This is a genomic window from Streptomyces sp. SID3343 (genome assembly GCF_009865215.1).
GTDB lineage: Bacteria > Actinomycetota > Actinomycetes > Streptomycetales > Streptomycetaceae > Embleya.
On sequence record NZ_WWJX01000665.1, the window covers coordinates 1 to 9,338 of the forward strand.

A 9,338-nucleotide genomic window follows, 5' to 3' on the forward strand; every position below is an offset into this window, starting at 1 on the left:
CCCGGTGCTGGGGGGCCGGGCAGCGTGAGGCCGGGGGCCGACGTCTCGAAGCCGGGGCGCCGGGTGCGTTGAGGCCGGGGTGCCGGGTGCGTTGGGGCCGCGACCTCGACGGCCGCGCCCGTCATCCGTTGGGCCCAAGGCCCGGCGCGCCCACGGCGATACGCGGCGCGCGGCGCCGACACTGGATCGGGTGGATTCCCCCCTGTGTCTCGTCACCGGCTCGACCGGTTACCTCGGTGGTCGGCTCGTCCCGGAACTGCTCGCCGCCGGCTACCGCGTGCGCTGCATGGCCCGCACCCCGGACAAGTTGCGCGACCACCCGTGGGCGGACCGGGTGGAGATCGCCCGCGCCGACGCGCTCGACCCCGACGCGGTGCGCGCGGCGCTCGACGGCGTCACCGTGGCCTACTACCTGATCCACGCGCTCGGTACCGGAGCCGATTTCGGCGACACCGACCGCAGGACCGCGCAGACCTTCGCCGCCGCCGCCGAGGACGCGGGTATCGCCCGGATCGTCTACCTCGGCGGCCTCGGTCCGGCCGACGGCTCGACCGCCCGCGACTCGTCGCCACACCTGCGCTCGCGGGCCGAGGTCGGCGAGATCCTGCTCTCGTCCGCGGTGCCGACCGCCGTGCTGCGCGCGGCGGTGATCATCGGCTCGGGCTCCGCCTCGTTCGAGATGCTGCGGTACCTGACCGAGCGCCTGCCGGTCATGGTCACGCCGCGCTGGGTCACGTCGCGCATCCAGCCGATCGCGGTCCGGGACGTACTGCGCTACCTCGTGGGTTGCGTCGAACTGCCGGCCGACGTCGACCGCGCGTTCGACATCGGCGGGCCCGACGTACTCACGTACGAGTCGATGATGCAGCGCTACGCGGCCGTGTCCGGCCTGCGCCGCCGCCGAGTACTCCCCGTGCCGATGCTGTCGCCGTGGCTGTCGAGCCACTGGGTCGGCCTGATCACCCCCGTACCGGGCAACCTGGCCCGCCCGCTCGTGGAGTCGCTGCGCAGCGAGGTGGTGTGCCACGAGCACGACATCGCGCGCTACGTCCCCGACCCACCCGGGGGGCTGACCGGCTTCGACCGCGCCCTCGAACTCGCGCTCACCCGCATCCGCGACGCGGACGTGGCCACCCGCTGGTCCTCGGCCGGCACCGCGGGCGCGCCCAGCGATCCGCTGCCCACCGACCCCGACTGGTCCGGCGGCTCGCTCTACGAGGACGTCCGCGAGGCCCGGGTACGGGCGACACCCGAGGCGATGTGGTCGGTGATCGAGGGCGTCGGCGGCGACAACGGCTGGTACTCGTGGCCGCTGGCGTGGTCGATCCGCGGCCGGCTCGACCGGCTCGTGGGCGGGGTGGGACTGCGCCGGGGGCGGCGCGATCCGCATCGGCTCCGGGTGGGCGACTCGCTCGACTTCTGGCGGGTCGAGGAGATCGTCCCGGGCGAGTTGTTGCGCCTGCGCGCGGAGATGCGGCTACCGGGACTGGCGTGGCTGGAGCTCACCGTGCGCCGGGACGGCGACACGACCCGCTTCCGCCAGCGCGCGCTGTTCCACCCGCGCGGCCTGTTCGGGCACGCGTACTGGTGGAGCGTCCTCCCCTTCCACGGCGTCGTGTTCGGCGGCATGCAACGCAACATGACCAAGGCCGCCGAGCACGTCGAGCGAGGCGATCCGGCGCGTTGAGCCATCTGGGAGGATGGACGGGTGACCGAGATGCGAGAGCCGGAGCCGAGTCTCTACGAGGCCGTGGGCGGCGAGGAGACGTTCGTCAAGCTCGTGCACCGCTTCTACCAGGGTGTGCGCGAGGATCCGCTGCTGCGCCCGATGTACCCGGAGGAGGACTTCGACGGCGCCGAGGAGCGCCTGCGGATGTTCCTGATCCAGTACTGGGGCGGGCCGCGAACGTACAGCGAACAACGCGGTCACCCGCGACTGCGTATGCGGCACGCGCCGTTCGCGGTCACCGAGCAGGCGCGCGACGCGTGGCTGCGCAACATGCGCGTGGCCGTCGACGATCTCGCGCTCGCGCCCGAACACGAGCGCACCCTGTGGGACTACCTGTCCTACGCGGCCCAGTCGTTGGTGAATCGCGAGGACTGACGGGGAAGAGCCTCAGCACGGGCGATCCCACGGAGGTGGCCGATGGCACGAGGTTGGTGGCGCGACGCGGTCTTCTACCAGATCTATGTACGCAGCTTCGCCGACGGCAACGGCGACGGGGTCGGCGATCTGCCCGGTGTCCTGGAACGCCTGCCCTACGTCCGGGACCTGGGCGTCGACGCGATCCGGCTGAACCCGTTCTACCGCTCGCCGATGGCGGACGCGGGTTACGACGTGGCCGACCCGCGCGACGTGCACCCGATGTTCGGCACACTCGCGGACGCGGATCGAGTCTTCGCGCGCGCCCACGAACTCGGCCTCAAAGTCGTGGTGGACCTCGTGCCCAACCACAGCTCGCACGAGCACGCGTGGTTCACCGCGTCGAAGGAGGCATCGGCGAACGGCAACTCCATGGCGTTCGCCAGCCGGAAATCAAGGCGGTCCCCAAGCGACGCCTCCCGCGCCAGTACGTCGGCGCGGGCGATCTGCTCCCGGCTGACCGAGATGCCTGTCACGTGCGCCCCTGTGCGGCGAGCGATCCGCGCGGCCGGGGCTCCCACTCCGCAGCCGACGTCGAGCAGACGGCTTCCGGCACCGATCCGCAGGCGCTCGGTCGTGATGTCGGTGAGCCGGTCCGTGGCCTCGTCGTACGTGAGTTCGCTCTCGGGGGTATCCCAATAACCGAGATGCGCGTTGTAACCGCACCGCGCGTCATCGCCCAGGAAGTCGACGGCAAGACCGGTCATGCGGTCGTACAATTGCCCGACCTCCTCGGCCACGGGAACGGTCGACGCTGTCGCTTGGTCTTCCATGAGTCCTCCTCGAAGGCGACGGGCGCCCTGGTACACGGCCTTGGCACACGAGTGAGCATTTCCCGGCACACCGGGGAGCGAGATGCTCCCCGGCGCGACCGGTGGCACCGAACGGATCACTGCGTTCGACCGGGGTGGATTTCGTCGGCGTGGTGCCCGTTTCGTGCGGACGGCCTCAGACGCCCGCGACTCCCCGGGAGCGTTTACGGTGCGTCCCGCTCCCGACCTCGCCCGCCGGTTGTCCCGGAGTGCGCACGGCAGTTCCGGCCGGCTTGCCGGGGAGAGGGACGACGCCCGTGGGGATCGTGCTCGGCGTCCGCTCGCGCAGGGACATCGGGAGCGAGCGCGGCGTGGCGGACAGCCGCGGACTGAGGCGGGTGTGTGCTTCGGGAAGCGGATCGAGCTCCCACCGGGCCACGATGGAGGCCAGTGCGAGGGTGGCCTCGGTCAAGGCGAAGTCTTCCCCGATGCACTTTCGGGCGCCACTGCCGAAGGGCGTGAACGCCCCTCGGGGCAGGCGAACACTGTCGTCACCCCACCGGTCGGGATCGAAACGCTCGGGGTCGGGGAACAGGTCGGCGCGGTGGTGCACGATGTGCGGGCTGTACACGACGACCGAGCCGGCCGGAAGACGACGGCCCGCCAGTTCGGCGTCCTTGGTCGTGACCCTGGTGAACAGCCAACCGGGCGGGTACAGGCGCAGGGATTCCATGATCACCCGGTGCGTCAGCCGCAGGTTCGGGATGTCGTCGTACTGGGCGATCCGGCCGGCGAGTACGGTGTCGACCTCGTCGTGGAGGCGCTTGCGGATGTCGGGATTGCGCCCGAGCAGGTACAACGCCCACGACAGCGCGGGGGCCGAGGTCTCGCTGCCGCCGAGGTAGAACGTGAAGACCTGGTCGTGGATCTCGGCGTCGGTCAGTCCTTGTCCCTGGTCGTCGCGAACGGCCAGCAGGATGGACAACAGGTCGCCGTGGTCCACGCCCGCGCGCCGGTAGTCCGAGGTGAGCTGGGCGACATACTGCCGCAGGCGTGCCCGGGCCCGGTCGAAGCGGCGGTTGCTCGAAGTCGGCAGCCGGTTCAGGAAGGACCAGGGCAGGAGCATCCGGCGCATCATGCCGGTCATGACGGTGTGCATGCACAGCCGCAGTTCTTCGAAGGTCGCGTCGTCGAGTTCGGCGGCGAAGAGCGTGCGCGTGGCCAGGGTCGCCGCGAATTCGTTCACGGTGGCCAGCACGTCGAGTTCCCGGCTTTCCGTCCAGCCGTCGAGCATCACGGCGACCTCCGCGGACATCACCTTGGCGTATTCGGGAAGGCGGTCGCGGTGAAAGGCCGGTTGCAGCAGCCGACGTTGCTGACGGTGATCGTCGTGGGGGCAGGTCGCCAGTCCGTTTCCGGCGACGGTCCGCACGAGGTCGAAGATCGCCCCGCCCTTGTCGTAGGTCCGGTCGTCGACGAGGACCCGGTGGACCAGATCCGGATCGCACAGCACGTAGAACGGCATCGGTCCGAGTTTGATCCTGACCAGGTCCCCGTGCGCGGCCAGCGAGGCCAGGAAGTCGAGCGGTCGTCTGCCGAGCCGTACCGCGTGACCGAGCACGGGCAAGGCTCCCGGAGCCGAGGCGAATCTCGGGTGGTCCGTCATGTTCCTCTTTCGTTCGGACGGTCGTTTCCCGGTGTTGTCACCCTCGCCTGTGGGCGACCCAGCAGCCCATGATCACTTTTCCCTCCCGGCAGGCGTCGCGGAGCGCGGGCACGGACGCCTGGAGCAGGGTTTCGAAGCTCTCCGTCGGTGTGTCCGAACCGTTGCCGCCGGCCGCGCTCGCGGAATTCGCCGCGCACAGACGCCAGTTCGGCTCGATGTCGCCGTGGTCGCTGTATCGGGACACCGACTCGACCTCGAACCCCGCGGCTTCCAAGTGACCCTCGACCGCGCCGAACGGGATGAGACGCGGGATGGCGAACGCCCGACACATCGGTTCCACCCACCGCTCGTAGTCGGCGTCCGAGAGGTCGTCGGCACAAAACCAGTCCACGCCGACGAACGCGCCACCGCCTTTGAGTACCTTGGCCACCTCCGCGTACGCACGGTCCTTGTCGGGTGTGTAGCACAGGGCCTCGATCGAGAAGGCACCGTCGAACGCGGCCGGTGCGAACGGCAGTGCCATCGCGTCCGCCTCGACGAACGTCAGTCGCCGCCCCACGTCGCCGGTGCGGTTCATGGCTCGTGCGACCCGGACCTGATGTCCGCAGATGTTCACACCCGTCACGTCGGCGCCGGTGTACTCGGCGATCGCCGCGGCCGGGCCCCCGATGCCGCACCCGACGTCGAGGAGCGCGTCGCCCGCGGCGAACCCGCCCCGGTCCGCGAGCCACCGTTGCAACGCCGACTGGGCCTCGGGCAGTTGCTGCCCTTCGGTGAACCACGCGAGGTGGAACGAGTCCGACCACACGTCACGGCACATCGGAGTCACCAGCTCGTAGTAACGATCGACGACGCGCGCGTAGTTCTTCTCCCGGTCTCCGGACGTCTCCACCAATTCGAGGTACTCGGTGTTCTGCATGCGATGTCCCTTTCGGCAACGGGATGACGACCGACCGGAGACGGCGCCGCGAACGGCCCTCTCCGCGCTCGGTACCGGAACTGCGGTGCGTGTGCGGGCCGGCTACGCCGGGCCGAAGGCCCAGGCGGGACGGGAGGCCACCCGTCACCTCCGCGCGAGTGCCTCGGCCGCGCCGACTCGGCTGTGCCCCGTCGGCGAAACAGCCGCCGGTGCCAGGGTGAAGAAGCGCTGCTGCCACAGGCCGTGCAGCTCCGACCGCATCCGTTGCGTCGTGCCACCCGTCCCGGACGCGAGCGAACCGAGCGTGCGCACGCCGTCCGCTTGCTCCAACAACGCGAACAACTCCGGTGATACGGCGGCCCGCGGGCCGCCGGCGTAGTCGAGAACGATCTCGTGGGAGACGACGTTCTCGCCGGCGCGGCCGGCCCGCGTGTTCCTGGTCAGCTTCGTGACGGGCCGAAGAGCGGGCACGAGGTCGTCCAAGGCGTCCATGTACCCGGGTCGCCGCCGCACCACGAAGTCGTCGACGACCAGGCAGTCGAGTTCGGTGGTCAACAGGCAGGTCACCGCGTCCTCGACGCTTTGCACGATGGGCTCGGCGTTGTTGTTCATCGACGTGTTCAGCAGGACCGGGGTACCGGTGAGGGCACCGAAGCGGGTGACCAGGCGGTGCACCCGCTCGTCGACCTCCGGGTCGACGATCTGGATCCTGGCGGTGCCGTCGACATGCGTGACCGCGCCGAGCGTTTCCCGGTGCTCGGGGCGAACCCGCACCACGAACGACATGAAGTCGTAGTTCGCGGCCGTGTCCGGCAGTTCGAAGTAGGTGCGGGCGGCCTCGGGCACGACCATGGGCGCGAACGGCCGAAAGCTCTCCCGCTTCTTGATCATCGCGTTGATCCGGGTCCGGTTCGCCGCGGGCCGGGGATCGGCGAGGATGCTGCGATTGCCCAGCGCACGCGGCCCGAACTCGGAGCGGCCCTGTGCCCACCCGACGACGGCGCCGTCCGCGAGCAGCCGCGCCGTCGTCTCGACGACGTCCGCCGGCCGCTCGACATCGACCGATCCGCACCACGACGCGAGTTTCTCCTCGACCGCCCGAGTACTGCCCAGGGCGGGACCCACGCTCGCGCTGCGCAGTCGCTCCTTGAGCCTTACCGTCGCGCCCAACGACTCCTGTGCCAGCAGGGCCGCCCCCTCCGCCGTGCCGGCGTCGTGGGAGGCGGGGTGCACGAACACCTCGGAGAACAGCCCCGACCGCAGAACGGCACCGTTGAGGCTGCAGTTGTGCGCGACACCGCCACTGAACACCAGCCTGGTGTGTCGCGTGGTCCGACCCCAGTGCCCCATGACGTGCAAAACGATCCGCTCCAGCGTCTCCTGCAGCCCGGCGGCGAAGTCCTTGTGGCGCTGCTCCACCGGGTCCGTCGCGCGTCGGGGCGGCAGTCCGTGGGCGAAGAACACGCCGCCCACGTAATCCATGTTCAGCGCATGGCCGGGGAATGCGTAGTCTCCGTCCGGGCCCAGTGCGTACATCGATTCGAATACCGCACGGTAAACGCCCGGATCCCCGTACGGCGCCAGGCCCATCACCTTGTACTCGTCACCGAAACGAAATCCGAGATGCCTGGTCGCGCCCATGTAGACCAGTCCCAGCGAATTTTGCATGGGCAACTTCGAAAGGACGTCCAGTCGGCCGTCCACGGCGCCGAAGACGGTTCCGGAGGAGTCCTCGCCCATGCCGTCGAGGACCACGACCAACGCGTCCTCCATACCGGAACGCGTGAAGCCGGAGATCGCGTGCGCCCGATGATGAGACACGAAGAACAGCTTGTCGTCGGGAAGGTCCCAGCCCAACCCCTCGCTCAACCGGTCCTTGACGAGCTGCCGCGAATAGCGGGCGGGCACCGTGGGGTTGTCGATGTAGAGCCCGTTGAGCATGAAGTCGAGATACTGCTCGGGAAAGTAGTATCCGACCGCATCGATGTCGGCGGGGGAGACGTCGGCGATGTCGAGACAGGCTCGAAGGGCGTTGACGGGAAACTTCGTCGTGTGCTTGATCCGATTGATGCGCTCTTCCTCGACCGCCGCGAGCAGGACGCCGTCCCGCACCAGGGCTGCGGCGGCGTCGTGATACATGTACTCCCGCAGGCCGGGAACGATATCGGAGTTCCCCGGGGAGAAGTTTCCGTTCAGCCCGATTGTCAACACGACCGAGAACTTAACCGTGAAGTCGGGCGGATACAACGAACACGGCGACAAACGCGCCGACTTCATACGTTCGGCCGACGCCGGCGTCCTCGTCGCGGGGAACCCGACGATCCGTTGTCGGCGTCCTCGACGACAGGTCGTCTCAAGGAGGTCACGCGGTGGGTACGCACGCCGACATCGTCAAACCACTACCGGAGCTGCTCGGGCAACACGCCCGGCTTTTCGGGGACAAGGTCTGTTTCGAGGACCGCCTCACGCAGGTGACCTACCGGGAACTGGAACGAAGGACCGCGCGGTTGGCCGGTCACCTGGCAGGACTGGGCGTGGAGCGCGGTGACCGGGTGGCGGTACTGCTGGGCAACCGTGTCGAGACGGTCGAGAGCCTGCTCGCCGTCACCCGGGCGAGTGCCGTGGGCGTACCTTTGGACCCCGGGGTCTCGGAGCAGGAACTGACCCGTTTGCTGGACGACAGCGGGGCACGGGTGCTCGTCACCGACGTCGCCTGCCTGACCCGACGGCGAACGTTGGCGTCGCGACCCGGGCTGACCGTGGTGGCGGCCGAGGGCGGCGACGAGGACGCGGGCGGGAAATCGCCTTCGTGCGCGGTCGTCGCGGAGTCCGCGGACGGTGCCGGCGGTACCGGGGGCGGGCCCGCCGCGGTCGTGGGGGGCGTATCGCGGTACGAGGAATTGGCGGCCACGGAGCCGCGGACGCCGGCCCGGGACGACCTCGCACTGGACGACGTGGCCTGGCTGCTCTACACCTCGGGTTCCTCCGGCGAGCCCAAGGGTGTCCTGTCCACCCAGCGCAACCGCCTCGCGCCGATCGCGACGGGCCTCGTCGGCATCCTCGGCCTGTCCGAACAAGACCGCGTGCTCAGGCCGTTGCCCCTGCATCACGCGATGAGCCAGGTGGTGTGTCTCCTCGGGGTGACCGCCGTGGGGGCCAGCGCGATGTTGCTGCCCCGGTTCTCGGTGGCCGAGGTGCTCGGTGAACTGCGCCGTGCGGACGCCTCGTTCACCTTGCTCGGCGGGGTCCCGACCACGTATTCGGCCCTGCTCGACGCGGTCCGCGGCGAGGAGAGCGGCCGGGACGGCGGCGGTCTCGGCGCCCCCGCGCTGCGGGGTTGCGTCAGTGCCGGTGCCGCGGCGGGGCCCGGCTTTCGCGAGTCCTTCGAGGCGATCTGCCGGGTCCCCTACCTGGAGCACTACGGCAGCACGGAGGCCGGCCCGGTCACCATGCCGGCGCCGGACGAGGCGACGGCGTCCGGAGCGTGCGGTCGGGTGCTGCCCGACGTCCGGGTCCGCGTCGGCGGAGGCCCCGACGGCCGGGACACGGGCGAGGGCGAGTTGTGGGTCAACGGGCCCGGAATCATGGCCGGTTACCACAACAGGCCGGAGGCCACCGCACAGGTACTGCGCGACGGTTGGTTCCGCACGGGTGATCTGGCCAGGATCGATGCCGCGCGAGGACTCGCCGTCACCGGCCGGGCGAGCGACCTGATCATTCGGGGCGGGGCCAACATCCATCCCGCGGAAGTCGAAGCGGTGCTACGGCAGTTGCCGGGAGTGGCGGATGCCGCCGTGGCCGGACGCCCGCATCCCGTCTTCGGCGAGGTGCCGGTGGGCTATCTGGTCGCCGAACCCG

At 69.9% G+C, this 9,338-nt stretch carries 6 protein-coding genes and 2 pseudogenes; 4 read left to right on the top strand and 4 right to left on the bottom strand.

Annotation, left to right across the window (positions count from 1 at the left end; genetic code table 11):
* Positions 1–190 precede the first annotated feature (190 nt).
* The 3 genes and pseudogenes from GT354_RS20540 to GT354_RS54240 all read left to right on the top strand — a co-directional run.
* A complete protein-coding gene (locus GT354_RS20540) occupies positions 191–1,687 on the top strand; it encodes an SDR family oxidoreductase (RefSeq protein WP_161357802.1) in 1,497 nt (498 codons plus the stop codon).
* Between the two features lie 30 nt (positions 1,688–1,717).
* On the top strand, positions 1,718–2,104 hold the full coding sequence (locus tag GT354_RS20545) for a globin (RefSeq protein WP_161357810.1): 387 nt from the start codon (positions 1,718–1,720) through the stop codon (positions 2,102–2,104).
* A gap of 42 nt (positions 2,105–2,146) precedes the next feature.
* A pseudogene (locus GT354_RS54240) lies at positions 2,147–2,497 on the top strand (alpha-amylase family glycosyl hydrolase); the annotation flags it as partial.
* Positions 2,498–2,520: 23 nt separating this feature from the next.
* Here the strand turns inward: GT354_RS54240 and GT354_RS54245 are convergent.
* The 4 genes and pseudogenes from GT354_RS54245 to GT354_RS20565 all read right to left on the bottom strand — a co-directional run.
* Positions 2,521–2,916: pseudogene (locus GT354_RS54245) on the bottom strand (class I SAM-dependent methyltransferase); the annotation flags it as partial.
* A gap of 175 nt (positions 2,917–3,091) precedes the next feature.
* Positions 3,092–4,561, bottom strand: a complete 1,470-nt coding sequence (locus tag GT354_RS20555) for a cytochrome P450 (protein ID WP_237535283.1) — start codon at positions 4,559–4,561, stop codon at positions 3,092–3,094.
* 37 nt (positions 4,562–4,598) lie between these two features.
* Positions 4,599–5,480, bottom strand: coding sequence for a class I SAM-dependent methyltransferase (locus GT354_RS20560; protein ID WP_161357806.1), 882 nt, complete (start codon positions 5,478–5,480; stop codon positions 4,599–4,601).
* A gap of 144 nt (positions 5,481–5,624) precedes the next feature.
* A complete protein-coding gene (locus tag GT354_RS20565; protein ID WP_346012099.1) occupies positions 5,625–7,691 on the bottom strand; it encodes a carbamoyltransferase C-terminal domain-containing protein in 2,067 nt (688 codons plus the stop codon).
* Positions 7,692–7,849: 158 nt separating this feature from the next.
* On the opposite strand from GT354_RS20565, the gene GT354_RS20570 reads away from it, so the two are divergent.
* A partial coding sequence (locus GT354_RS20570; protein ID WP_161357812.1) for a class I adenylate-forming enzyme family protein occupies positions 7,850–9,338 on the top strand: 1,489 nt, incomplete at its 3' end.

What these genes read in the sequence shown, in the direction of transcription:
- GT354_RS20560 (WP_161357806.1), bottom strand. Translation starts at nt 5,480, where the DNA reads ATGCAGAACACCGAGTACCTCGAATTGGTGGAGACGTCCGGAGACCGG.
- GT354_RS20545 (WP_161357810.1), top strand. Translation starts at nt 1,718, where the DNA reads ATGCGAGAGCCGGAGCCGAGTCTCTACGAGGCCGTGGGCGGCGAGGAG.
- GT354_RS20555 (WP_237535283.1), bottom strand. Translation starts at nt 4,561, where the DNA reads ATGACGGACCACCCGAGATTCGCCTCGGCTCCGGGAGCCTTGCCCGTG.